Below are 23950 nucleotides of genomic sequence, written 5' to 3'. Positions count from 1 at the left end.
AGGGCTCGCCTGAATATGGCGCAGGAGGGTGAGTTATGGGAGAGGGCCCTCGAGCATCTCGGCTCAGACGGACTCCTCCAAGCGGTCATAGAAATGTGGAGCCGCGCCGCCCCTCCACCCAGACCATTGGTTGAACACCTGTCCACCAATGAGGTGAGTCAGGAAGTCTTGAGCATACTGAAAATTGCCCAGCAGCGGGTAGGTGCCATCGTGCCAGGTCGAACGCCTGATGCAGGCACAGTCACGCTGTACGCTCGTCACGCTAGCAACTTAGTTGATGGGCTCATTACACTGCTGCCAAAGGCGCAGCTTTCGCGAGCCTTGCGAGGCTCTTGTATTGAAATCGAATTGGGGATTTGACGTCTCCGCAGGCTCCCCGAACACCGGTCAGCAACAATCCTATTAGAACTTGCCCAGCGAAATGCGTCCCTTTGAGATGTTCTATGAGCTCTGATTTAACTGAAGAAGAAATGCGTCATGCCCTTTTCGGCACACCTCAGCCAGAGGAGCAAGTTTCTACGTCGCTAGTGCCGGAGCCCGTGGAAGAAGTTGTGCTCGCCAAACCGCTGGTCGCTCCAGCAGCGAAGAAGAAAGTGGCAAAAGCATTTACGCCTAGGCTGAAGGTCACGCTTCGGGTTGGAAACGAATTCGAGGGGAAGATGCATGAGTTTATCCACGAGGCCGACACGTTGAGCTCGTTGCTTGCTGAGCAGGAGGCTGTGAAGGCTGCTAGGAAAAAGTACAAGTATGTGGAAGTGGTATCGGTTAAATCGATGTAGACGCGCCAACTAATCTGGTTGGGCGAAGGGTCGACCCCTGCCTGGATCATTGATCAACCATCTTGCCTGGCCGAAGGGGCCTTCAGATCGCTCGCGTGTAACTGCTCTTGATGCCATTGGCGCTGATGCTATAGGATCAGAACAGGAGATGGCATTCCTCCTTTAACCGCCTTCGTGCTGATGATGCCTACGTGAACCCTGGACAGGGTGCGTAGGTGTGCCTCCCTGTCCTCCAATTTAGGACAGGATATGATCTTACCCTTCGAGTCTCGATTTCTTCTCTGCACCTGCCCTCCGCCTGTTATTCCATTCAGGTCTGATGAGGTGGGCTCGCCATGCTGAAGTCATTAATCGTCATCGCTGTTGGCGCTTCACTTGGAGCTTGGTTGCGTTGGCTCTTGGGGATGAAGCTGAATGCTCTGTTCCCAACGATTCCTCCAGGTACTGTGGTCGCGAACATGGTTGGGGGTTACATCATCGGCTTGGCCATCGCCTTCTTGGCCGCATCTCCGACCCTAAGCCCAGAGTGGCGTCTCCTGATCATCACGGGCTTCTGTGGTGGGCTTACCACCTTTTCCACATTTTCAGCCGAAACGGTTGCCTTGATTCAGGAAGGCAGACTGCTCTGGGCGCTCGGCTCAATTTCGTTGCACGTCGTAGGTTCGTTAGCGATGACTGCTGCCGGGCTTCTGTCCTACCAAATGATTGGTACTCGCTGAGGAGATCGAAATGAAAGGCTTTATGGTCGTTTTCTTTACTCAACAAAACCGTCGCTATCAGGGAAAGATGCTAGGCGAATGGATCGTCGACGTGGCTAAAGAAATGGGTTTGCGAGGCGCCACGCTCTGCACTGGAATCGAAGGGTTTGGGCACACCGGAAAACTGCATTCATCGCACTTTTTTGAGCTGGCGGATCAACCCACGGAGATTCGCTTGGCAATCACGGAAGATGAGGCAGAACGGTTGTTCACACGACTGGACTCCGAGGAGATATCGGTGTTTTTCACTAAGACGCCAATCGAGATGGGCACCCTTGGAAAAACGCCTTCCAGCGCAGCCCCCTCCACAACTTCGGAGCTATGAACATGAGCTACGCGGACATCCCAGCTGGCAAAGCCATCCCCGATGACTTTTTCACCGTTATCGAGATTCCTGCAAACCACACTCCGATCAAGTACGAAGTGGACAAGCCAAGTGGGCAGATCTTCGTTGACCGCTTCCTCAGCACACCGATGTTCTATCCGGCCAACTACGGGTTTATCCCGAACACGCTGAGCGACGATGGTGATCCGCTGGACGTCCTGGTGGTTTGCCCTTATCCCGTCTCACCTGGCGTTGTCATCCGCAGTCGCCCGGTGGGTGTGATGTACATGACGGACGAAGCTGGTGCGGATGCCAAGGTGATCGCAGTGCCTCATGAAAAACTCAGCTCAATGTACAGCGATGTAAAGGAGTGCTCAGACCTCCCTGCGTTACTCCTCGCACAGATCCAGCATTTTTTCGAAAACTACAAGGCACTGGAGCCGGGTAAGTGGGTGAAGATGGGGCGTTGGGGGAGCGCGGATGAAGCGCGGGAAGAAATTCGCAAGTCGGTAGCAGCGTATATCCCCAAATAGGCTTACTCCAGATTGAAATGCCACAGTCGGAGGATCGCGCTGAGGTGCGGGCATTTATGGTGGGTTTCAGTTGCTTCAATCATCAAATATCCGGGGAACCACACGCCTGTAAGGAATGATCAATGTTCGCTCGCCTATTGAGGATATGCGCTTGGAGCGTGCTCCTGAGTTTCGTGAGCGAGCCTCTGCCGGGGAACAGGCTGGAGGCTGATTAGGGCTTGGTGTAAATCGTTACAGGCTATGTGCCCTGCCGCGTTGGTAAACCTCGGATGTTAAAATAATCGCTTTGGATCAAAGCGTAAGGACACTGATGACTCACAGCAGAACTCCCGCAGAAACCCCTAGAGCAGCCGCGATCCTGGCTCGCTTCCTATCGTCGGAATCCGCTGGCGGTCTCGTACTGATGGGCGCAGCACTCGCGGCCTTAATTGTGGCTAACTCGCCTCTCTCGCAAGGTTATTTTGCCGCCTTGCACAGTGTCTGGCTGGGCATGTCTGTGGAGCATTGGGTCAATGATGGCCTGATGGCTATCTTCTTCCTGATGGTCGGCCTTGAGATCAAAAGGGAGGTTCTGGCAGGCGGGCTATCCACTTGGGGCCAGCGTGCCTTGCCGGGATTTGGTGCTATAGGCGGCATGGTGGTGCCTGCGCTGATCTACATCGCAATCAACTGGGGGAATTCTGAGACCTTGAAGGGGTGGGCTATCCCTGCCGCTACCGACATCGCGTTCGCCCTGGGCGTCTTGTCGCTCCTAGGTAAGCGAGTCCCTACGTCGTTGAAGGTCTTCCTCGCCGCCTTGGCGATCATTGACGATCTGGGTGCTGTAGTCATCATCGCCTTTTTCTACACCACCGGTCTTTCCATGCCGATGTTGCTGGCATCGCTCGTAACCCTGGTCATTCTGATCGCAATGAATCGATTGGGCGTCAGACGATTATTCCCTTATTTGCTGGTCGGCGGTGTGCTGTGGTTCTTCGTGCTGCAGTCGGGAGTGCATGCCACCCTTGCGGGTGTCGCTGTAGCTCTGTGCGTCCCAATGGGCAAGCCTGAAGAGGAAGCCCGGTCTCCACTGCTATTCCTGGAGGAAAAGCTGCACATGTGGGTTGCGTTCGCTGTGGTGCCGATTTTCGGCTTCGCCAATGCGGGCGTTTCACTGGCAGGTATTTCCATGGAGAACCTAGTCGATCCGGTTCCTCTGGGTGTTGCGCTGGGCTTGTTGGTGGGCAAGCAGATTGGCATCTTCCTATTGGCTGCTCTTGCCATTCGTATGGGCCTGGCCAAACTACCAGAAGGCAGCAATTGGGCACAGCTTTACGGCGTTGCGCTCCTGTGTGGCATCGGCTTCACCATGAGCCTGTTCATTGGCAACTTGGCGTTTGCTGGATCAGCTCACCTGATTGACGAGGTAAAAGTCGGCGTGTTGATCGGTTCGACCTTGGCTGCAATCGGTGGAGTCCTGATTTTGCGTCGCAGCGCTGCGCCTGCCGTTGCCACAGCCACTCTATCGAGGTGATTAGAAAATGAGCTGACAGCAGAATTTCTCTCCATCAGAATTTCTGCTGTAGGAGCACCGTCTAACGAAGTGCCATCATTTTGTCGTTAGGATCACGATACAGTGTGCGACGGCATATCGAAGCCGAGATATGCCGGTGAGGGAGGCCGTCGTATTTGGTGTTCTATAGCAGTCATGTGGGGAGTAACGAATCTTGTCAGCCGAGGGACGTTCAAAGGGTGTTACGACTGAGTCCCCATGGATGGTATTTCTGGTATTCCTGCGCCTAGGTCTCACTTCTTTCGGAGGCCCGATTGCACATCTAGCTTACTTTCGCGAAGAATTCGTTGCCCGACGCCAATGGCTGAGCGAGCGCAGTTATGGGGATTTGATTGCCCTGTGCCAATTCTTGCCGGGGCCCGCCAGTAGCCAGGTTGGCATAGGTATAGGACTTTCTCGTGCCGGATTTCCAGGAGCAGTCGCTGCGTGGGCAGGTTTCACATTGCCTTCGGCAATAATCTTGGTTTTATTCGCTCAGGGTATGTCCGCGTGGGGAGGCGCGTTTCCGAGCGGTCTTTTGCACGGTCTTAAAATTGTCGCGGTGGCTGTCGTTGCTCAAGCCGTCTGGGGAATGGGCCGTAGTCTTTGCACTGATGCCCCTCGAATAACCGTCGCCGTGTTTGCGGCTTATGCTGCAATGCTTTGGCCACATGCTTGGGGGCAGATCGGCGTGATTTTCTTCGGTGCCGTCATAGGACTAATGCTCTTCAAAACCGATCAAAGCCAGACTACTGAGTCTTTGCCGATACCGGTGAGCAGGAAAGTCGGTGTGGTGTCGTTGCTGCTGTTCTTCGGCCTGTTAGCTGGCCTGCCATTGCTGGTTCAGTTGTGGCCCTCACAAGCGTTAGCTGTGGTAAACGCCTTTTTCCGCGCCGGGTCATTAGTTTTCGGAGGTGGGCATGTTGTGCTGCCGTTGCTTCAGTCGGCGACCGTGCCGAACGGATGGGTAGCCAATGACACGTTTCTTGCCGGATATGGCTTAGCACAGGCCGTACCAGGCCCACTTTTTACCTTCGCAGCATTTCTTGGCGCGTCCATGAATGCCCAACCTTCTGGTTGGCTCGGGGCTACCGCGTGCGTCGTTGCAATTTTTGCTCCTTCGTTCTTGCTCGTAATCGGCGTGTTGCCATTTTGGGAGCAACTGCGGAAAAGCTTACGCACCCAAGCCGCACTTTCAGGCGTAAACGCAGCAGTTGTAGGCCTTCTCCTGGCAGCCTTGTATAACCCAGTCTGGACGAGCGCCATATTGATTCCTACAGATTTTGGCTTGGCGCTGATAGCGCTTGTGGCTTTGATGTTCTGGAAGGTTCCTACATGGTTGGTCGTCCTGGCGGGAGGTCTTATCGGATGGTTACTCAGCATTTTATTTTGAGGTCGGCTAAGCGATGCCGTCAGGACGGGTCGCTTAGCGCACGCTTACAGTGTTCTGCGTTGTTGATGCAGCCGATGAATTTGATGAGCCGAAGGTGCAGAACTGAGAACATGCATTGCGACCTGAATTTTAGATTTCACACAGCTCGTTTTTTTCAAATGGGCTAATGGCGAAACTGATCCGGGAAAGGTAATTTTCAAACTTTTATTCAGGGACGACTCACATGCCTGTCAGAATTCGAGCTGCAGTGGTTACAGATGCACAGGCAATCCAGCGCATTTATGCTCCCATAGTTTCGAACACGGCGATCTCATTCGAAGAGACCCCGCCAAGCGGTGAGGAGATTGCTCAGCGGATAGCGACGACACTTCAGACGTATCCTTACCTAGTGGCCGAAGAAGGTGGGGAGATCGAGGGCTACGCCTATGCCAGCCAGCACCGCGCACGTCCAGCCTACCGGTGGGCGGTGGACGTGACGGTGTACGTAGCTGAATCGGCTCGCCGTCAGGGCGTTGGCCGTGAGCTCTATGAGACTTTGCTTCCGATCCTTGAAAAACAGTGCTTTCGTGCAGCTTACGCCGGAATTGCTCAGCCCAATGAAGGCAGTGTGGGTCTGCACGAGTCGCTGGGATTCGTCCACATCGGTACATATCCGGAGGTTGGCTTCAAGCTTGGGAAATGGCACGACGTCGGCTACTGGCGGCTCGGACTGTGCCAGGCAACTCCGCCACTGGAGCCTATTCTCTTCCCCGATCTTGAAGTCGTATAAACAGTAGGCGCACTCGATTTGCTTCGCGAGCCATCAGGCTTCGCTTGTGAGATAGCTTTGGACTTGGTTGACTACATCTCGAGCGGAGCGGGTCACTCCGATCAATGTAGCGGAGGCTAGCCCCGTCCAATCGCCGTAGCCCACCAGCCACAGATTAGGTGAAGCAACACTCCGGTTTTCATTCACGGCGACTTTACCGTCATCGTCAACGATACCCAGGTTGCCCAGGTGGTCGAGCGCTGGAGAAAACCCAGTGCACCAGATGACGACATCCACCGCTGTTTCGTCTCCTGATGACCAAACAACGCCTGTTGAAGTGAAGTGCGTGAATGGCCGTACTGCGCTCAATACACCGCGTTCACGAGCGTCCTTCACCGATGGCACCATTACGATGTCGCCCAGCCCCCCAGCGGGTTGTTCAGGCTCCACACCTTCCTGTTGCGCCTTCAATCGAGCAGTAGCTCGTTCGAACAGGACGCGCCCATCAACCTCATCAGGTAGAAACTTTGGAGCCTTTTGAGTTACCCAGATTGCCTGAGCCACTTTAGAAACCTCTGCGTAAATCTGGGCTCCCGAGTTGCCACCACCCACTACAAGGACGGTTTTCCCCTCAAATTCATTCGGCCCAACGTAATGAGCGGAATGAAGCTGCTGCCCTACGAACAACTCCTGTCCGGCATAGCTAGGGGTAAATGGCCGGCTCCAGGTGCCTGTTGCACTGATAACCGTCTTGGCATCCCAGTTTCTATCCCCGGAGACAACCCGTAATCCTTCTTCGATTTTTTCGACACGGGTCACCTTGGTGGATCGGATGATGGGGAAGGCATATCGACGCTCGTACAGAGTCAGATAGTCGATAACATCATCACGGTGAGGCGTTTGTTCTGATACGGCAGGCATCGGCCAGCCCGCAATCGAGCTCCATGCCGATGGAGAGAAGAGTCGCAGCGAGTCCCAGCCATGCCGCCAGGCTCCTCCTGGTGCCGACTCCGCATCGAGCAGCACGTAAGACAAGCTCGTCCGCTTCAAAAAATAGGCGACTGTCAGCGCGGATTGACCACCGCCAATGACCACAACATCAAGTTTCGAATTCTGACTCACCAGCATCCTCCAGGCTCAATCGCGGCACCTCACCGTCGTCGTATCAGACTCTGCGACCGTGCTCATCAATGACCACTTGGCCGTCCTCTTTGGCGAAACTCCCACGCTGCTCTTGCGGTAACAAATCGAGCACAGCTTCTGACGGACGACACAAACGCGTCCCCAAAGGCGTCACGACGATGGGGCGATTGATCAGGATAGGATGAGCCATCATGGCATCAATGAGCTGTTCGTCCGTCAGCGAAGCATCACCCAATCCCAGCTCTTCGTACGGAGTTCCTTTGATACGCAAAAGAGCCCGCACCCCGATACCCATATCCCCGATGAGCCTGGCAAGTGCGGTGCGATCAGGCGGGGTCTTCAGGTACTCGATAACCGTCGGTTCTTCCCCGCTATTACGGATCAGCTCCAAGGTATTTCGAGAAGTGCCGCATTCGGGGTTGTGGTAAATCGTGATCTGGCTCATATCGCTTCCTCGTGCTGACGTTAGATGGAGCGCTGGTTGACGCGCTTGGACAGCTCTTCAGCTGACTCTTTACGCTCGGAGTAGCGATCAACCAAGTAGTCCTGGCGACCCCGCAACAGCAGCGTGAACTTCATCAGCTCTTCCATCACGTCCACCAGTCGGTCGTAGTACGAGGAAGGCTTCATACGGCCTACCTCGTCGAACTCGGTGAACGCCTTGGCCACCGAAGATTGATTTGGGATGGTGAACATGCGCATCCACCGCCCCAATACCCGTAGTTGGTTGACCACGTTGAAAGATTGCGAGCCGCCACAGACCTGCATTACTGCAAGGGTCTTTCCTTGCGTAGGTCGAACAGCACCAATCGCAAGCGGAACCCAGTCGATCTGGGCCTTGAATACTGCGCTCATGGAGCCGTGCCTTTCAGGCGAACACCACACCTGTCCTTCAGACCATTGCATGAGTTCGCGCAACTCCGCGACCTTAGGATGTGTATCCGGAGCATCGTCCGGCAGCGGCAAACCCGAGGGATCGAAGATTTTGGTATCGGCGCCAAACTCTTCCAACAAGCGTGCTGCTTCCTGAGTCACCAACCGGCTGAAAGAGCGCTCTCGCGTCGATCCATACAGAAGCAAGATTCTAGGCTTATGGAGTGACGGTGTACGCGGCTCCAGTTGTTCCAACGACGGAATATCGATCAGGTCGGCGTGTACGTTCGGCAATGTGTCTTGCATATAAACTCCTACGGCGGCGCCAGATTGGGCACCGCCTCGGTTGATCTTTAAAGCGAACCGATGCGATTCAGTTCAGCTCTCAACTGTTCAGCGCTGATGGTCTTCAGTGGCAGCGCAAGAAATGCGCTCACGCGCTCGTGAATTTTGGCCAGTGTGGTTTCAAACGCTGCGGTGATCTCGGCTTCCGACCCGCTAGCGTCAGACGGGTCGGCCAGACCCCAGTGCGCCTTCAAAGCTGGCCCAAAGAAGATTGGGCATGCCTCACCCGCTGCCCGGTCACAGACAGTGATCACGATGTCTGGAGGCGAGCCTTCAAAAGCATCCGAAGCCTTGCTGCTCAAGCCCGCAGTGGAGATACCCGCCGCCTCCAGCGTTTGCAATGCCCGTTGATTCACCCGGCCACTGGGAAAGCTTCCTGAGCTGACCGCTTCTACACCCTCGGGCGCCAAGTGGTTGAAAAGCGCCTCGGACAGAATGCTGCGGCAGCTGTTGTGGGTGCACATGAACAAGACTTTCATCAGGCGATTCCTTGATTCAGAAACTGAGGCGCAGTGCCAGGGCGGACAATGTGGCGACGAGGATGGGCACGGTCAGCACGATCCCGGTCTTGAAGTAATAACCCCAACTGATCGTTATGTTTTTCCGTGCGAGCACGTGCAGCCACAACAGAGTTGCCAAGCTCCCAATTGGGGTGATCTTCGGGCCCAAGTCGCAGCCGATGATGTTGGCGTAAATCATCGCTTGCTGGACTACACCATCGACTTCAGCGGCATGAATGGATAAGGCGCCTACCAGAACGGTGGGCATGTTGTTCATGATCGAAGACAGCAACGCTGTTAGCAGCCCTGTACCAAGGGACGCGCCCCAAACGCCATAACCGGCGAACACGTTCAGGATCTGTGCAATGTGGTCGGTCAGGCCGGCGTTCTTCAGACCATAAACAACCAGGTACATACCCAAAGAAAAGATCACTACCTGCCATGGCGCCTCTTTGAGTACCTTGCTTGTATTGATGGCGTGACCACGAGCCGCGATGACGTAAAGAATGAATGCACAGACTGCTGCAATGGCGCTGATTGGCACCCCCAGTGGCTCAATGACAAAGAAGCCGATCAGGAGTAGTGCCAACACCCACCAGCCAGCTACGAAAGTGGCCCGGTCGTGGATTGCCTCGTCCGGATTGTCCAGTTGGTTGAGGTCATACGTCTTTGGTAAATCCTTGCGGAAAAACCACAACAGCATGGCTAATGTCGCTGCCACGCTGACGATGTTTACCGGCACCATGATCGAAGCATATTCGTTGAAGCCGATATCGAAGTAGTCGGCAGAGACGATGTTGACCAGGTTGGAAACCACCAGCGGTAAGCTCGCCGTATCGGCGATAAAACCAGCTGCCATGACGAATGCCAAAGTGGCCGCAGGAGAAAAACGCAACGCCAGCAACATCGCGATCACAATGGGTGTGAGGATCAATGCTGCTCCGTCATTGGCGAACAGGGCCGACACCGCTGCGCCCAGCAGGACGATAAATGCGAACAGCTTGCGGGTGCTCCCGCCTCCCCATCGGGCCACATGCAGCGCAGCCCACTTGAAAAAACCTGCCTCATCAAGCAGCAGACTAATGATGATGACCGCGATGAAAGCCCCAGTGGCATTCCAGACAATGCGCCAAACCTCTGGTATGTCGGCAAGGGTAACGACACCTGCCAGCAACGCCACGATGGCACCGAACATCGCACTCCAGCCAACCCCAAGCCCCTTGGGCTGCCAGATGACAAGGACGATGGTGGCGATAAAGATCAATACGGCAATCAGCATTTCATTAATCCGGTTGGGCGTGAATCAGCTACACACGGCTTGGTTGATCGGACGGTCGTTCATGCTGCAGAGGCGCTTAGCCTCGGTTTCCAGCCATTGCTGATTGGCGTCTACCACTTCCTTCAAAACTGCAGTCACCCACGCGGGCAAATCGGGATTCAGTCGGTAGTACACCCATTGGCCTTGGCGACGATCCAACAACAAACCGGCAGAGCGCAGCAGCGCCAAATGACGAGAAATCTTCGGCTGACTTAGGTCGAGTGCTGCCGTTAGCTCGCAAACACACAGCTCACCTTCACTCACGACAAGCAGCGAAATTTTTGCTCGGGTGTCATCCGCCAGGCACTTGAATAAGGTGGTGGGGTTCATGGGTTCTGTCACAGATCCTCCAGGTGTTTGGTCTTGACCAAAACGAAGAGCTTGATGCGCTCGTGGATGTCGTGGAGCGTGTGGCGAAATACGCCAGGATCATCGCTGGTTACTGGGTCAGGAAAATCCCAGGCAATGACTTCACCTGCATTGGGCATTGGTAGGCACTCGCTTGCGGATTTATCACAAAGAGTGATTACGTAATCGAATCGATCAGCTTGAAACTCGCTGAGGGACTTGCTGCGCAGGCCCGTTGCATCGACTCCAACTGCCTCCAATGCCTGAGTCGTGCGCGGATCAACCTCAGACGGTTCAGATCCTGCGCTGAAGGCCTCGAAGCGCGGGTCGGTGTGCCGCAGCAAAGCCTCTGCAAGCAGGGAGCGGGCTGAGTTGGCAACGCACACGAAAAGCACTTTGATAGCAGGGCTCATGGTGGAACTCGATGCATATGGAAAATCGAATATACGCTTTAGCGAATATTCGGTAAAGCGAATATGATGTCTGCTGTTTGGCATGTGCCCTAACGTTCCATGCGTGTCGGCATAACGGAGATGAGAGGATGGAGGGGAAGATGATGATCCAGGCAAAGGAAATAGCCGGAGGACAGTGGCAGCGCTTTCGCGATGCGCTGAAATCTGCTGACCTTCCAGCAGACGATATTGATCTTCCAGGCCGAACCTTTTTTGAGTTCACACTGGACAGTGAGACGGTCGCATGGGGAGGATTCGAAACGCATGGTACGGACGGGTTGTTGCGTTCTCTGGTCGTAGTGTCGACATTCAGATCGAAGGGGGTCGGTGTCGCGGTGCTTCGGGTCATTGAAGCGAAAGCCGCCGAGAAGGGAATCGCTCGATTTCATTTGCTGACAACAACTGCGTCAGGCTTTTTTAAGCAGCAGGGCTATGCAGTAAATCAACGAGGCTCTGCGCCACCTCTTATTTCTCAGACGGAGCAGTTCAGGGGGCTTTGCCCTGGCTCGGCTTGCTACATGTGCAAGGCCTTATCTGCGAATGCACGAAAGTAGCTGATCACCTGGGTGATGGCCTTTGCCGCGATGCTAGTTAGATTTGCGCTGGGCGCGCCATGAGCCCTGCGAATCAGAGAATCAACTGCCGTCCTAGGGTCGACCGCTAGTGGTACGTTGCTCTGAGATACGATTTTAATGTGCCCGATTCGGCACATTAACCATCATTTCTAGGCTTAATGACCCAATTTGGGCACATTAAGCTGAGCGACGCAAAGTAACCCATAATGACGACGGCCCCTGCTGCATGCACAAATGCATCACCAGGGCTGACGACCGTTTGGCGATACTGAAAGACAGGGAATCGCAGGCATAAGAAAGGAGCGGAAATGATCTATTTTTTCATTGAAGACAGTAATGAGAAGGTGAAGATAGGTCGGGCCAAGGACATCGAGCGCCGCAGAAAAGGGCTTCAAACCGGGAATCCGAGGAAGCTCTTACTTCTGGGGTGGATTCGTACAGATGATGACGTACGGTTGGAAAAAGAGATTCATCAGCAATTCTCGCACCTACGTAGCACTGGTGAATGGTTCAGCCTGGATCCTGCGGACATTTTACCCATCCTTGAGCACTTTGGCATCGATGGGTTTGTCGGTAAGACTGAGGATTCCTTTGAGGTAACCAGCCATGATCGGGATGGTGTCCCCGAGTACCTCGGCGTATGGAACTGGGGCAACCTGGAATGGCACGAGTGCTGCCCTTTTTGCGGAAGCTTTTGCGGTATGCACTTTCAAGACGCGTCGAGTATGTACCACTGCCTGAATTGCGATGAGCTCACCACGTTCGAGTTCCTGAGTCATCAGGAGGAAGAGTGACTGGGCCGAACAGTTTCTCAGGAGATTATCGGCGGGAATGGCCCTGATGAATAATGCTGTTTAATCGCGGGCCAGAATCGGAGAGCTAAACTCGATTCTGACCCCGATTCAGCGCATCAAGCGGCTCGAGACCCAAACTCGGCAATCCATTTCTGCAGGGCTGTGACATCGGCTTCAAAGACATCCAGCTCAAGAGCGCTGCTGGGCATCTCCTCAGACTGAGCATGCTCATACACCGAGTAGCGTGTCATCAAGTCATCAATGAATACGCAGTCGTCATTTGTTACCTTGGCGACCTTGTGTAGCTTGCCTTGAGTGTTGATTGCACGTCTGAAGCGGCCTACGACGTCTGCCAGCAAAATGTACTCAATCGTCTTCTCGACGATGATCCTGAAGTCACTGCAAGCGCTCTTGGCGAGCGACTCATAAGCCTCGACTTCGGCCTTCTCCTGGTGTTTTTTCAAGCGCGTAATCGTATTGTCGATTAACCCCCTAACAGCACTTTCCGGTCTCAGGTCTCGAGCGCTTGCGGTAGCGACGATGCCTGCAGTTTTCGCCATCCTCTGTAGTGACGTGAGTGTCGGCTTGATTGAAGGCATCCCTGGAGTCTGCTCCCATTTCTTGGTAACAGCTTCTACTTGGGCTACAAGAGACAGTCGGTGGGTGAATATGATGACCTGCCTGGTCTGTGACAAAGACACGAGACGTTCGACAACCTTCTCTTCAAAGTCTTGGTCGAGTGAGGATATCGGGTCATCAAAAATGAACGGAGCTAACTGGTTTGATCCTGTCGTGTCCGCAAGGAAAGCCGCGAGTGCCGCGATCCTTGTTTCACCCTCGCTCAAGATATATTCCAAGCCATGGGAGCCGTGCGCACCCACGAGATTTAAACCAAAGGTGATCTTACCTTTGCCACCCGATTTGCTTAGTGGAGCTATTGGAATGCGGTGGCCACCGAGTAGCTTCAACTCTTCGATGAATCGAGCTTGGTAACCAGCGTCCAGTTCAGTTTTGGCCAAGTCATTTTTTTTGGTGGTCAGAGCGTTGGTGGCCGCTGAGCGTGAGGCTTTGTCTATCGCTGCGACTGCTATCAGCCTAGCCCTTTCAGCGCTAATAGAGGTTTTGTTTTGTGAGAGCCACTGCTTGGCTTGAAGGTTTTGAACTCGCTCATGCATTGCTTGACGATGCTCATCCTTCAGTAGAGACGAAAGGCTACCTTCTTCGGTAATCAAGTCTGCTGAGTTGGTTTTTACCGCTTCGTTGATGCTCTTCCAGTCGAACGGCTGCAAGGTGCCGACAGGGCTTCCCAACACGATTTGATCACGCCTCGCTTTGAGCATGCCAAGCCAAGAGATCGCATCCGTTTCCTCGAAGCCTAAGGTGGACATATGAACGATCCAGCTTGTTTCCCTTGGAAGAGTTGGTAACAGGATTTTCTGATCAGTAAAACTTTTTTCGGCCTTCTTGGCGGCTGTCTCAAGGCCGTCAGTGACGAACTTCTCAAACCCGGCCAGGCGGGCTTTGGCATCCTCATCAAGGCTTTGATGGCAAAGCACGCAGCGTGAGTCAGCTGCAACATTGGGAAACTGAGATTCTATGTAGGCCGTGCCGTTGGAGTATGCGCGTGCGTACTCCCACATATCCTGCCAGGTCGCAGAGCCAACACCGTCGAGCTCGGCTTTACCGAAAATCGCTGCCGCCGCTTCTTGGCTCGAATTCCTGGCCTTAACAGCGGCATTTTTCATGTTCTCTAGCGTACCTGCCGTCGCATCGTTCAATCCCTGTTGAAGGGTCGACATTGCTGTTTCAATACTCTTCAGCGCAGTTTTTTCTTTGTTAATGCTCAGCAGTCGGCCTGCAATGTCCTTCTCTGCGAGTAGGGCCTCCTTCTCTATGCGCTCCCGATCAAGCAGATCCGTGTACAGACATTCCTTATCAATACTCGCGGCAGTAGTCGTACTCTTCAAGCCCTGAAGCCATTTTGCTTCGGCGGTGTGACTTAGCGTTTCTGGGATGGCAGGTAACGCTTTGCTGAGTAGCGCCTTCTCTGTTGAAAGCTCTGCGCTAACAGCGTCCGCTGTGACGATCAGTGCCGATACAAACTTCATCCGACTGGGCTCATAGCATGCCTCAGTCCTGCCCATGTACTGCTGCGCGGCCTTGCTATCGAACACCTGTGCGTGCCGTAAAGCTTTGTGAGGGCCGCTTGGGACGTCCCAGTGAACATCCGCTGGCGTACCATCTATAGACACCTTGAAATGAGCACGGCAGGGCGTGGGCGTTGGATCGAAGACATTGCTGCGTATCTCGTCCTTGGAGCGTGATCCGCAGATCTCTTTCAACAGCCGCGCAAATCCGCTCTTGCCAGTTCCGTTCTGACCGTAGATCACCGAGAGATTGCTCTTGCCGAACGGGAGGTTGGCGCCAGCCTTGATGGCATTCAGCCCATGCACATTCAGGATCTCTTCAATCCGGAGCAACGGTCTATTGGCAACCTGCGATAACGTGCCGGGGGTTACGGTCAAAAAACCTGGATCAGCTTCATCCTTGGCTTCGAGCTTGCAAAGCCTAGCTAGCGTTTTGATCTCGTCCTGGTTCAGTTGCCGCTTCGAGTCGATGATCATTCGAGCTGCGGTCTGCAACCATTTGGGGCGCGCATTCAGCCATGTCTCGAAATCATCAGCTACTGCCAGCCCAGCCTCAATCTTAGTCATGGTGTGCTCATCTCACGGAGGAATTCCTGAGCGTAGGCACTAACTGGCTTTTTGCCGTTATTTAGCCACCATGATGATTGCAAGATGTGGCTGCGAGGCATCTTAGGTGATTTACGGGGCTGAGTTGGATGCAGGATTGAAGAACAGCTGGGGCAGTGTTCAAAGTGAAGGTGGCCTGACGAGCGTCAGCATTTCTTCAGTCAAACCTTCTTGGACGTATAGTTCTGGTATCGATTCCTCACCAGGCGTCTCCATTGCAATCAAAGCTTTGGCTTGCTCGAACGCCTTGGTGATGGAAAGTCCAAAGCCGATTGCAGAGTAAAACTGCGCAGAGAAAATTCGTGCAGGTAAATCACCGACATCTCTGTTCATTCCGATGGTCGCGGGCACGTGGTGTAGACAACCTTGAGCTTGGTTGAAGGAGAAGCAGGTATTGAAGAACACCAGCTTCACACTCTCCGCACCAAGTGCCATAGCACTGACGATGGCCTCCTTGGTGACGTGTTTTTCATTTCCTTGATCGTCCTGTAGTACAAGCGTATCTGCGCTTGTTCCATGGCCACTGAAATGAACCACGGTTGGCTGCAATTCATTAATGGCTTGAAGCACATCTCGCGGTCGTACCGCCCATCTTGTGTGAAAAACCAGAACATCTCTATGTTCCGATGCACGGATCCGCTCACCGATGAGACGGGCTTCTTCATCGAGCCCAAGCTTAGTTGTGGAGTCGCTGCCAGGGTCAGCGGCGAAGAAAACTACAGTGATTTTCTCTGGGAGAGCCTTCAGGCGCTCGATTTCCAGAGCGGTTTGAGCGTGCAGATTTTCGTGCCTCGAAAGGCCTTGGCTTAGGTCGCGAAGTACACGCTCTTGCTGGACGGCTGTGCGCTTCTGCTCAGCCATAATTTTCTTTTCTTCAGTGATTCGCCTAGCGTGCGCAGTATCTTGGCGTTTGCGCTCTCGCTTCAGTTCATCCTCAAGACGCTTCTGCGCGGTGACGAGCTTCTTATGCTCATCGGCAATCTTCATTTCAATTTTACCAACTTCTGTCTCGGCTTTGGCGTGTTCACTGGCGTATTTAGTCGCTTCCCGGAGTTTAGATGTGGCGGTCGAAGTCGAAGATGTGCGCGCTGCTGCCAAGGCGTCATGATTTTTCTTACCTGCTTTTGCTGCCGCATCGATCTTCTTGGCTTTTTCGCCTTGAAGCTTGGCAATGCTTTTCTGAATATTGGCTACCTGCGTACGGTACTGATCAGCGCTCATAACAAATTCCTTTCTGCCGATGCTTCCATATCGCTACTATACCGCGATTAGGTTCGAGGGTGATTGTGCCTATGGGCCGCTCAGCATGGGACTTACGCTTCGATGAATGAAACGATTTCGTACCTGAAAGATAGGTTCAAAGAGGAGCAAGCTCGTTTCGATCAGGTGGAGAATAAGAGTGCTAAATTTTTCACAGCTGTGTCAGTCCTGGTTGCAGGACTTAGCGCCTTAGCGGCAATGAAAAATGGGGTTATCTTCCAGATCCAAACGCCGCTGGCCTTGGGGGCGCTGGTTGCTTTTGTGGTGGCAGCGTTCGCTATAGCCTGCGCTTGGGGGCACGCTCTCAGTGCACTTAGCATTAAAGCCTACCCGAGTCTCCCCTCAAGTCGTGAAACCGCAGAATATTTGAAGGCGGTAGATGATGACGCTCAGAAAACACATATCTATAACTGTTATGTCGACACGCTTGAGATCCTCAAAGCGGCTATCGACGAGAAGTCAAAACCTCTAGGTTTGGCCTACCAGGAAATCACTATCGGGGCGGGAGCATTTGCCGTACTCGCCGTACTTACCATTGTCAGGGAGTTGATCGCATGACGGATGAGAAAAAACCACAAAGTAGCGAGCAAAAAACGCCAACCCCTCCACCCACCACTGAGTACCAACGGCGCGATAAGGAGTCGCCTTTGAGCCAGCAGGAGCGAGATAAACGCCGATAACTTCAGTGCGTAGCAGGCATCAAGGGTCGCGTTTCTAACGCCTCCCTTGGCCGGGACACGCGTAATCGCTTAGTAGTCGCCCGAACATGGCGGGCCGGCTGAGAAAGGTCATTAGCAGGCGGCCAGCTTGGGCATAGTCGTGATATCGGTTGCTTGGTGGGCAATATCGAGTAATCGAGACCAGGCCGTGTTGTGTCAGGCAGGGTGAGTGCTGGTCGGCCACAGTGGGTAGTAAGCTTTACCAGCTCTATACGAGGTAGAGCCCGCGTAGAAGCGGGCTCTAGATGCAGTCACCGTGGGCCTGCCCAAGCTGGGCATGTAGGAGCCTGACCAGCTTGAGCACTTTCGGCTATGCGAGGTTAGCGAATCCGCTCCCCACCCATACCGGCGTGATAACGATTAGCGCTCGCCCAAGCCGAATGGAAGCAGGGGTTGATGGAGATGACGGCCCGATCAAGCTTTTCATACTCAATCTGGGTGCCGGCTAATAGGTACTCGCCGCCGTGATAGGCCTTACCATCTGGCCCTTTGGGTGACATCACTACCCCGCAGCTAACGCGCCACTTATCGCGGGAAGTCCAGATGTCGGTGACGTCGTCGACATCATCGATCTCGACAAACTCACATGGCGCGTTGACCTTCTCATGGGCGGCACGGACTTCGTCGTTTCGGTGTAGCTCGGCTAGGAAGAACGCTGGGACGTGAGGATCCAGATGGTCGTCAAGGAAGGCGCCATCGACCGCGTAGACCGGTGCAGAAATCTCCTGCCGGATGTTCTCGATCAAAAGGCCCACGTAGCGCCGAGCGGCGGCGACAGGCTTTTCGTTCTCTTCGAGAAAGACCGCCGCTTTACGCACAGCGGCCCTTTCATTTACGAGAATGGCAGCGTCGGGACGGGCTATCGCCTGCTGGATATTGGCAAGACGTTGGGAGAGGTGGCGTCGTGTTTCGTACCCCAGGAGCGGGGCAGTAAGTTCAGAAAGCTGGGCTCGCGAAAGCGCATCTAGGCCGATTTCTTTGGCTTGGATGTCGGTGTGGTAAACAGCAGAAGCAAGGAAGCTGGACATGGGCGTAACCTCAGAGTGATTGGTCGGGACACTTTTCAATGGCAACGATTTCCCGCATCAACACAGAGGTCGGTAGCAGAAGGGGTGTAGCGTTTTATGCCTTTTTTGAGTCGTTGCGTCTGAGGCGGGCGCCTGTCAATCAGGCACAATATTACATCGCTGGAGGCAGTTGTCCAGGCCCTTTGACGACTGATCGTCTGTCACGAGTCCTCAGGGGACATAGAGGAAGACCAAGGGCAGCTCTGCCTAGGATTGCAACCCGACTACTACTCTCTACTTGGACGTCTCACTTCCAGGCGGCGAGTGTTGGGTCTATCCACCTGGCAGAGGGGCCCTATCTGCGCGATTTCGAGAAGTTCGTGGTGGTCTGGCACCAAGAGCTTGAGCACCTAAAGGCCCATCGGGCAAACCGATCCGGAAGATCGCGATGAAGAGAACGCTTCTGGGCATGGCCGAGGCCGGCGAGCCGCTCTTGCAGCAGGCCCTCCAGGCCATCCGAGCTCATCAGAAGGCGGTAGATGAAGGGCTAGCAGCCGAAGAGATCGAACGACTCCGTCTCGAAGCGGATCACCTGTATCAAACCGTCATCACTACCAGTTGCACGCACTGGGTAGGCTGGGTCAAACCCAGCATTGATAGTCCGCCTGAGTGGTTGGGCCTTGCCGAGCGATGAGACCGTATTGCCACCAAGTCCTGACTGCCCGGGGAAAGGGGGATCAGGTAGCAAACAAAGTCTTAACTCCATCCTTCAAGAATGACCAGTTGCTGATAACCAGCGAGATAGCTGTGGAAATCAGGATGCTGAGGATGGCCCACTTCACCGTAGCCTTAACCCCTGACTTGCCCTCCTCTTGGACAGGTCGAATGATATTTTTATAGATGTGCTCATAACCCTCTGACACCACGCGGATGCTATCGAAATGGCTCTGAATCTCGCGCAGTGGGCCGGATAACGGCTTAAGGAGTTCGTTTGATGCTACGTGTTTGTTGACCTCATCGATCTGACGCTTCGTGTCGCTGATTCGATTGGTCAGGGCGCTAGGATTGAAGGTCAGAATGTCGGTGATGCGCTGATCCAGGGCGACGTATTCCGTTTCAATCTTCTCAGCCAATGCTGCGACGTAGTGATGAGTACCGTCGTCGACGACGCATATGATGATTGGCTTGAAGCCATCCTCACCAATATCCGAGTAGTCGACCACACCAGCCTGATCGAGCTTGTAAAGCAGATACTCCAGAGCATTCCAGTTACCTACAAGGCTACCCAGAGCAGCCGTGACGTCGGGATTGTCGAAGTCAACGCCCCCTTTTTCGTCCGCATGGCGGATAAGACAGAGCAGAATTCTGAGCTCTTGCAACGGTGTGATTTGGTCATCAATTGTTGTTGTCATGTAAACCGGTGTACTCAGCTTGCAGAGATGATGGCCTGAACCTCTTAGGGCTTTCTCTGATCAATGTGAACACAGCGAACAGAAAGCGCTCAGGCGCCAGGCCGGGTTTATCGCACACCCCGGGTAAAACGCCTAGATGGCTTGGCCTCATCCAACGGGCAGAACCGATATATTCAGAACGGAACCGCCTAAACAAAGGTCACCATCCTTTTTTGGTCACAAGCGCAAGCGGAGCGCGCCGGCCCATGATGGGCCAAAGGCGAGAGGATGGAAGCCCGATCGGGTCGTAACCTGGCGAAGCCAGGGTGCGGTTCACGACAGCCGTCCTCGTAGGGGCGAGCCACCAAGTTTGCGGGTTCAAGAATTCCCTGAAAGCTCCGCCACGCTTGGCTTACAGCGTGAAAGTCTCGAAGGTTTTGCGGATTTCTTTGTGGATTTTACTTAAGCTACTCACCGTGTGCATGTCGTGGGACTTCAGCCGGCACTAGCTTGCAGGCCGGTTTGCCGTTCTTGGTGATCACGAGCGAGTGCCCCTCCTGCAGAAGCTTCATGATCCTCCGGAAACGCAGCCTTGCCTGCGTTGCGCTGATGACTTGCATGCTGAAGTCTCCCATGGCGAAGAAGGTATGGACGGAGTTGAAGGCGGCCAGCATCCGCAGCCAGCCATCCCAGTTCACTCACATTTCAGGATGGAAGTCGTCGAAGGAATTGACGTCCACCTCGAACTCCAAGGTGCCGAACCGGGCCAACAGATCTGCTCGCAGAGCTCCCTCGGCATACGGCTCAACGTCCACCCAATAGTTGTGGATCATCCCGTCATCCGAGGTGTGCCCCCTAACTTCCGCGTCTGCCAGAAGCTCCGCATCCTCTAGGGATATCTCAAGGCCACTGGCCAGCGCTTGCGCCATGCTAATGCTGGGACGGTGCTCCCCGCTTTCAGCGGCCTGTTGGTGCGCCCTGTCCTCCCATTCAGTCCTGCGATCACGGTCTGCATCCGTTTCGCTAGTGATGATGCAAACACCGTCCTCACCGAGCGACCACCTGCCATTCCGCCGAATCAGATTAACATCCGCCTTAAGGAAAAAAACCCTACCGTAGTAGACACGGCCAGGATCCTGCTGCCCTTCCCAGTCGATGGACATGCCCAACCTGAGTGCGCCAGTCGCATCGTCATAGGCGACTGAGTCCACCTCGCTATCACCGATGGCGAACTCACTGGCGTTGGTCTCGTCCATGGCGCTGGAAAGCAGGTGCTCAAGCTCTTGATCCAGCTCGGAGAACACATCGTCCTCGTGGATCGCGTCCTTGAAGTCACGCACGCCAAAGGCGGCGAGCATCAAACGAGCATCCGCAGGGGTTCGCTGGGCCACAACGACGAGCTCGTGGTACTCCTCGAACCCTGCCTGGCGCGCAAGCGCTTCTTGGGCAGCAGAAAGCTTCATGTCGTGAAGGCGACCATGCTGCTTGGCTTGCGATTTGAAAATGCTGAGAGGGGAAAAATCAGACAAAGCAATGTCTCCAAAACCATCAACGCTTTGGTTACCGATTGCCTGTTCACCGGGCAGCGTCTGGGTAGGGACATACCGAGGTAAAACGTGGGGTGCATCTACGATGGGCTATTGCTTCGCGAAACAGGCGCCAGGCGACCATCACCGCCTAGTGAGATCATAGGTCAACGAGCCCAACTCGACAACTCGATAGATGCTCAATTTCCTAAGTGGCATTAATACGAGCGACACTTAAATTTTGACGCTTTATATAGTCAAAAATACGACTTAGACGAAAAACAACTCTTGCAACAAATAACAGTTGTCGCCGGTTTGTTTATTCTGATAAAAACTGAATCTGTTGGGTGCTACCACCCAAGTGCTCTTTAAATATGACTGAAATTTGGGCTTGCGGTTTTTGACCGGGAAACTGGTCGCCTTGGTGTTCGCCTTGGCTTTCTTCGCCGCACAGGTTGATGCTGCCCATCGCTCCTCAGTGCTTAGCGCCTAGGGCAATCCCAAAGGTGATCCAAGGGTTTGTCTCTGATCGTTTGATGCGTTGAGGCGAAATGTGATGCGGCGGTAATGCGGCGGACGGCTTATCAAGGGACTTGATAAGCAGAACTGTGGTTTGTAGTGGCATCTTCAGCGTTCCTTTCGGCCCGGAATGCTTGGCGGCGGGGCAATTTCGCCTGTCGTTGGGAACATCAGTCATGGTTAATTTAAAGAACCTAGCGCGCCGCAAGGCGCGTCAGTCTATGCACAACAATGAAGATGCTCGTGTCATCGAGATAGCTCCATCTCAAGAACCTAAAGCGGGTCGGATTGCGTGGGTAAAGGCGAAGGCAGTAACCCTGCTCAAGTGGATCGCACGTATTCGTCTATGCATCTGGTTATGGGAAAAGGCTGTTGAGGGCTGGGATTTTGTCGAGACAGTGGTGATTCCATTTATTGAGAATCTCCCATGACACAACAAACCACATCATTCGAATTCAGAGGGGCCGGTTCTTCGGGGCCGGCCCATCAACGGAAGCTTGGACATGGATGCTCCGTTCTATCCTCATAGCCCTATCCACAGCATCAGCGCCTTAGCACGTGCTCTCGGAGAGCCTGTCGAGAGGCTAATCGCACTTGCTCATCGTAGCTCTCGCCTTTATCGATATGTCCCGCAAACAAAAAAAGACGGCATAACACCCAGACATACCTATGACGCTCATGAGCCTCTGAAGACGATCCAGCGCAAGATCGTGGATCGGATCCTCAGCAAGGTTTCGTTCCCTGGATACCTGCACGGCGGTATCAGAGATCCCAAGCTACCCCGCAGCATTTACTCGAACGCTCGGGTTCATACCGGCGCCAAGACAGTCATCCTTCAGGACATCGCTGATTTCTTCCCGTCAATTACAAACGAGCACATTCATCGCTTGTTCGTGGGTCTCTTCCGTTTCTCCGCAGATGTAGCCACTCTGCTTGCGGATCTAGTTACTCGTGAGGGCCAGGTTCCACAAGGGGCGAGTACAAGTAGCTACTTGGCCAACCTAGTGTTTTGGGATATCGAGCCGGCGCTCGTCACTCGCTTTAAAGCTCAGGGACTGGCGTATTCGCGCTTCGCAGATGACATCACTGTTTCTTGCAAAACTCGTATTGATCAAGCTACTACCACCCAAGTTGTTGCCTCTGTCACATGGATGCTCGGTCAGAAAGGCTGCCTGCAGAAGCGAAGCAAGCTGCATGTTCGTAAGCGCGGGCAAGCACTGATTACTGGCGATAAAGCTGACGCCGTCACCGTGACCGGATTAGTGGTGAGCGGGCCAATAACAGGGCTTCCCAAAAAACACCGATTGGCTATCCGCGCCGCCGTGAAACAGCTGGAGGATCGCGTCGAGGGTAATTCAGGTCATCTGTCCGCTGATGATGAAAAGGAGATGCGTCGAGTAATGGGACGCATAGGCAGGTTGATCGCTTGTGGGCATCCAGAGGGGCAGCGCTTGAAGGCTCGCGTTCGAGTATTACTGACGCGTGCGCCACTTTTGGAGCGATATGCAGGTGCCGAGTTTCAGCGACAGATGGTTAGGGAAGTCTCCGCAGATCTGAGCTTAATTCCGGCCAGCAAATTGCAAATTGAGCTGCCGGTGGATCTGCCGTGGGAAGCGGGCTAGCAAAAGCCGCGCAGCCAGGATGAGAGTGAAGGATTGGAAGTGGCTGCTGTACGCCTAGTCACTGGTCTGCTGCCGCCTGCTGCACACTATCTCTGAGTCCTCAAGCGCTTGAAGGGCAGGCATCTTCCAACAATTGCAAGGATAGCGCTGTGGCGGCTCGATTCGATTTCCCAAGGTAGCGCTTGAGGGCTTGCTTGATTTTGACGGTGGTAAAGCCGGGACGGATCTTGGCTTTGAGTGCTCCGGGGGAGTAACTTCAAGTACCTTGCCCCATTATTCTTTCTCTTTAGAATCAGTCAGAGGCCTAACATGGGGCCTTATCGGTACGACTTTGCCTTTTCGTAGTTCTTGGTTGGCGTCATCCCAAGCAATTATTAACATGAGTTCCCGTGCTAACGCTGCCTCATATTTAGATTTGTAATCATCAGCAACTGCTTTTGCCTTGCTGGCTTTGATTTTGGCATGCTGAACTTGTGAGGCGCCCGGTTTTACCAGCTTTTTTTGTTGCTCGGCTCGGGTTAAAATCTCTTCGATCAGTGGCTTATATACGTCTCGGCTCTTCTTAATGCTTCCTGGGCTTTTGCCAGCCTCAATAGCTACAGCGTTCAAGGTGATTTTAGTATCCTTGTCTACAATGTCGGGTGAGCCGTCGATAATGCGATTGAGGGCGTCATAATAAGGCTTAAGGGTGGTCGTAAAGTTTTCAGTAGTAGACATGCTCGCTCCATACTTAACAAA

General features: G+C 53.9%; 28 protein-coding genes and 1 riboswitch. Of the genes, 13 read left to right on the top strand and 15 right to left on the bottom strand.

The window, feature by feature from the left end; translation table 11 throughout:
- Window positions 1-443: 443 nt before the first annotated feature.
- The 7 genes from HX805_RS22705 to HX805_RS22675 all read left to right on the top strand — a co-directional run bounded on the left by HX805_RS22705 (window position 444) and on the right by HX805_RS22675 (window position 6088).
- On the top strand, window positions 444-779 hold the full coding sequence (locus HX805_RS22705; protein ID WP_055135308.1) for a hypothetical protein: 336 nt from the start codon (window positions 444-446) through the stop codon (window positions 777-779).
- Between the two features lie 135 nt (window positions 780-914).
- Window positions 915-976: riboswitch (Fluoride riboswitch) on the top strand.
- A gap of 138 nt (window positions 977-1114) precedes the next feature.
- Complete coding sequence (gene crcB / locus HX805_RS22700) at window positions 1115-1498, top strand: fluoride efflux transporter CrcB (protein ID WP_055135309.1); 384 nt, start codon at window positions 1115-1117, stop codon at window positions 1496-1498.
- A 10-nt stretch (window positions 1499-1508) separates the two neighbouring features.
- Window positions 1509-1862 carry a DUF190 domain-containing protein gene (locus HX805_RS22695; RefSeq protein ID WP_008438039.1) on the top strand — a complete coding sequence of 118 codons (354 nt, stop codon included), beginning with the start codon at window positions 1509-1511 and terminating at the stop codon, window positions 1860-1862.
- Window positions 1863-1864: 2 nt separating this feature from the next.
- Entirely contained in the window at window positions 1865-2395 is a 531-nt protein-coding gene (gene ppa, locus HX805_RS22690; RefSeq protein ID WP_055135310.1) for an inorganic diphosphatase, read from the top strand.
- 310 nt (window positions 2396-2705) lie between these two features.
- Window positions 2706-3908 carry a Na+/H+ antiporter NhaA gene (gene nhaA, locus HX805_RS22685; protein ID WP_055135311.1) on the top strand — a complete coding sequence of 401 codons (1203 nt, stop codon included), beginning with the start codon at window positions 2706-2708 and terminating at the stop codon, window positions 3906-3908.
- 241 nt (window positions 3909-4149) lie between these two features.
- The gene (chrA, locus tag HX805_RS22680) at window positions 4150-5319 is read left to right on the top strand and encodes a chromate efflux transporter (RefSeq protein WP_159936671.1); all 1170 of its coding nucleotides are present in this window, start codon (window positions 4150-4152) and stop codon (window positions 5317-5319) included.
- A 223-nt stretch (window positions 5320-5542) separates the two neighbouring features.
- Complete coding sequence (locus HX805_RS22675; protein WP_055135313.1) at window positions 5543-6088, top strand: arsinothricin resistance N-acetyltransferase ArsN1 family B; 546 nt, start codon at window positions 5543-5545, stop codon at window positions 6086-6088.
- 33 nt (window positions 6089-6121) lie between these two features.
- On the opposite strand, the gene HX805_RS22670 is transcribed toward HX805_RS22675, so the two are convergent.
- From HX805_RS22670 to HX805_RS22640, 7 genes are read right to left on the bottom strand one after another with little or no spacing between them, the layout of a single operon-like run.
- On the bottom strand, window positions 6122-7195 hold the full coding sequence (locus tag HX805_RS22670) for an ArsO family NAD(P)H-dependent flavin-containing monooxygenase (RefSeq protein WP_177117319.1): 1074 nt from the start codon (window positions 7193-7195) through the stop codon (window positions 6122-6124).
- A gap of 37 nt (window positions 7196-7232) precedes the next feature.
- Window positions 7233-7655, bottom strand: a complete 423-nt coding sequence (arsC, locus tag HX805_RS22665; RefSeq protein WP_158832412.1) for an arsenate reductase (glutaredoxin) — start codon at window positions 7653-7655, stop codon at window positions 7233-7235.
- 20 nt (window positions 7656-7675) lie between these two features.
- Window positions 7676-8389: an arsenical resistance protein ArsH gene (arsH, locus tag HX805_RS22660; RefSeq protein WP_177117318.1), complete on the bottom strand. Its 714-nt coding sequence runs from the start codon at window positions 8387-8389 to the stop codon at window positions 7676-7678.
- A gap of 47 nt (window positions 8390-8436) precedes the next feature.
- Window positions 8437-8907 carry an arsenate reductase ArsC gene (locus HX805_RS22655; protein ID WP_159936668.1) on the bottom strand — a complete coding sequence of 157 codons (471 nt, stop codon included), beginning with the start codon at window positions 8905-8907 and terminating at the stop codon, window positions 8437-8439.
- Between the two features lie 16 nt (window positions 8908-8923).
- Entirely contained in the window at window positions 8924-10207 is a 1284-nt protein-coding gene (locus tag HX805_RS22650) for an arsenic transporter (protein WP_093466108.1), read from the bottom strand.
- 24 nt (window positions 10208-10231) lie between these two features.
- Window positions 10232-10576 carry a metalloregulator ArsR/SmtB family transcription factor gene (locus HX805_RS22645; RefSeq protein WP_174244831.1) on the bottom strand — a complete coding sequence of 115 codons (345 nt, stop codon included), beginning with the start codon at window positions 10574-10576 and terminating at the stop codon, window positions 10232-10234.
- An 8-nt stretch (window positions 10577-10584) separates the two neighbouring features.
- Complete coding sequence (locus HX805_RS22640) at window positions 10585-11007, bottom strand: arsenate reductase ArsC (protein WP_159936666.1); 423 nt, start codon at window positions 11005-11007, stop codon at window positions 10585-10587.
- 140 nt (window positions 11008-11147) lie between these two features.
- On the opposite strand from HX805_RS22640, the gene arsN2 reads away from it, so the two are divergent.
- Together arsN2 and HX805_RS22630 are read left to right on the top strand one after the other, a co-directional pair.
- Window positions 11148-11600: an arsenic resistance N-acetyltransferase ArsN2 gene (arsN2, locus tag HX805_RS22635; RefSeq protein WP_238785911.1), complete on the top strand. Its 453-nt coding sequence runs from the start codon at window positions 11148-11150 to the stop codon at window positions 11598-11600.
- A 329-nt stretch (window positions 11601-11929) separates the two neighbouring features.
- A complete protein-coding gene (locus HX805_RS22630; RefSeq protein ID WP_177117317.1) occupies window positions 11930-12415 on the top strand; it encodes a GIY-YIG nuclease family protein in 486 nt (161 codons plus the stop codon).
- A gap of 116 nt (window positions 12416-12531) precedes the next feature.
- Here the strand turns inward: HX805_RS22630 and HX805_RS22625 are convergent, their stop codons facing one another.
- Entirely contained in the window at window positions 12532-15129 is a 2598-nt protein-coding gene (locus tag HX805_RS22625) for a hypothetical protein (protein ID WP_177117316.1), read from the bottom strand.
- Window positions 15130-15288: 159 nt separating this feature from the next.
- Entirely contained in the window at window positions 15289-16389 is a 1101-nt protein-coding gene (locus HX805_RS22620) for a CHAT domain-containing protein (protein WP_177117315.1), read from the bottom strand.
- 102 nt (window positions 16390-16491) lie between these two features.
- Here HX805_RS22620 and HX805_RS22615 point away from each other — a divergent pair, with 102 nt between their 5' ends.
- Window positions 16492-16986, top strand: a complete 495-nt coding sequence (locus HX805_RS22615) for a hypothetical protein (protein ID WP_070994327.1) — start codon at window positions 16492-16494, stop codon at window positions 16984-16986.
- 481 nt (window positions 16987-17467) lie between these two features.
- Here the strand turns inward: HX805_RS22615 and HX805_RS22610 are convergent, their stop codons facing one another.
- Complete coding sequence (locus HX805_RS22610; RefSeq protein ID WP_177117314.1) at window positions 17468-18175, bottom strand: hypothetical protein; 708 nt, start codon at window positions 18173-18175, stop codon at window positions 17468-17470.
- Window positions 18176-18602: 427 nt separating this feature from the next.
- Between HX805_RS22610 and HX805_RS22605 the strand changes: the two genes are divergently transcribed.
- Window positions 18603-18848 (top strand): hypothetical protein, encoded by a 246-nt coding sequence (locus HX805_RS22605; RefSeq protein WP_371317083.1) that lies wholly within the window; start codon window positions 18603-18605, stop codon window positions 18846-18848.
- Window positions 18849-18891: 43 nt separating this feature from the next.
- Here the strand turns inward: HX805_RS22605 and HX805_RS22600 are convergent, their stop codons facing one another.
- The 4 genes from HX805_RS22600 to HX805_RS22585 form a co-directional block, all read right to left on the bottom strand.
- Window positions 18892-19566, bottom strand: coding sequence for a hypothetical protein (locus tag HX805_RS22600; protein ID WP_159936663.1), 675 nt, complete (start codon window positions 19564-19566; stop codon window positions 18892-18894).
- A 446-nt stretch (window positions 19567-20012) separates the two neighbouring features.
- On the bottom strand, window positions 20013-20165 hold the full coding sequence (locus HX805_RS32640) for a type II toxin-antitoxin system Phd/YefM family antitoxin (protein WP_371317084.1): 153 nt from the start codon (window positions 20163-20165) through the stop codon (window positions 20013-20015).
- A 78-nt stretch (window positions 20166-20243) separates the two neighbouring features.
- On the bottom strand, window positions 20244-21074 hold the full coding sequence (locus HX805_RS22590) for a hypothetical protein (RefSeq protein ID WP_159936661.1): 831 nt from the start codon (window positions 21072-21074) through the stop codon (window positions 20244-20246).
- A 316-nt stretch (window positions 21075-21390) separates the two neighbouring features.
- Window positions 21391-21540 carry a hypothetical protein gene (locus HX805_RS22585; protein ID WP_177117313.1) on the bottom strand — a complete coding sequence of 50 codons (150 nt, stop codon included), beginning with the start codon at window positions 21538-21540 and terminating at the stop codon, window positions 21391-21393.
- A 226-nt stretch (window positions 21541-21766) separates the two neighbouring features.
- On the opposite strand from HX805_RS22585, the gene HX805_RS22580 reads away from it, so the two are divergent.
- Together HX805_RS22580 and HX805_RS22575 are read left to right on the top strand one after the other, a co-directional pair.
- A complete protein-coding gene (locus HX805_RS22580) occupies window positions 21767-22021 on the top strand; it encodes a hypothetical protein (protein ID WP_159936660.1) in 255 nt (84 codons plus the stop codon).
- A gap of 72 nt (window positions 22022-22093) precedes the next feature.
- Window positions 22094-23212 carry a reverse transcriptase family protein gene (locus HX805_RS22575; RefSeq protein WP_159936659.1) on the top strand — a complete coding sequence of 373 codons (1119 nt, stop codon included), beginning with the start codon at window positions 22094-22096 and terminating at the stop codon, window positions 23210-23212.
- Between the two features lie 273 nt (window positions 23213-23485).
- Here the strand turns inward: HX805_RS22575 and HX805_RS22570 are convergent, their stop codons facing one another.
- Window positions 23486-23929, bottom strand: coding sequence for a hypothetical protein (locus HX805_RS22570; RefSeq protein ID WP_017337083.1), 444 nt, complete (start codon window positions 23927-23929; stop codon window positions 23486-23488).
- Window positions 23930-23950 lie beyond the last annotated feature (21 nt).

Origin of the sequence: Pseudomonas sp. G5001, from assembly GCF_013385475.1 — a bacterium.
GTDB lineage: Bacteria > Pseudomonadota > Gammaproteobacteria > Pseudomonadales > Pseudomonadaceae > Aquipseudomonas.
Note: the sequence above shows the minus strand (reverse complement) of the source record. Positions and strands in the feature narration are given on the sequence as shown.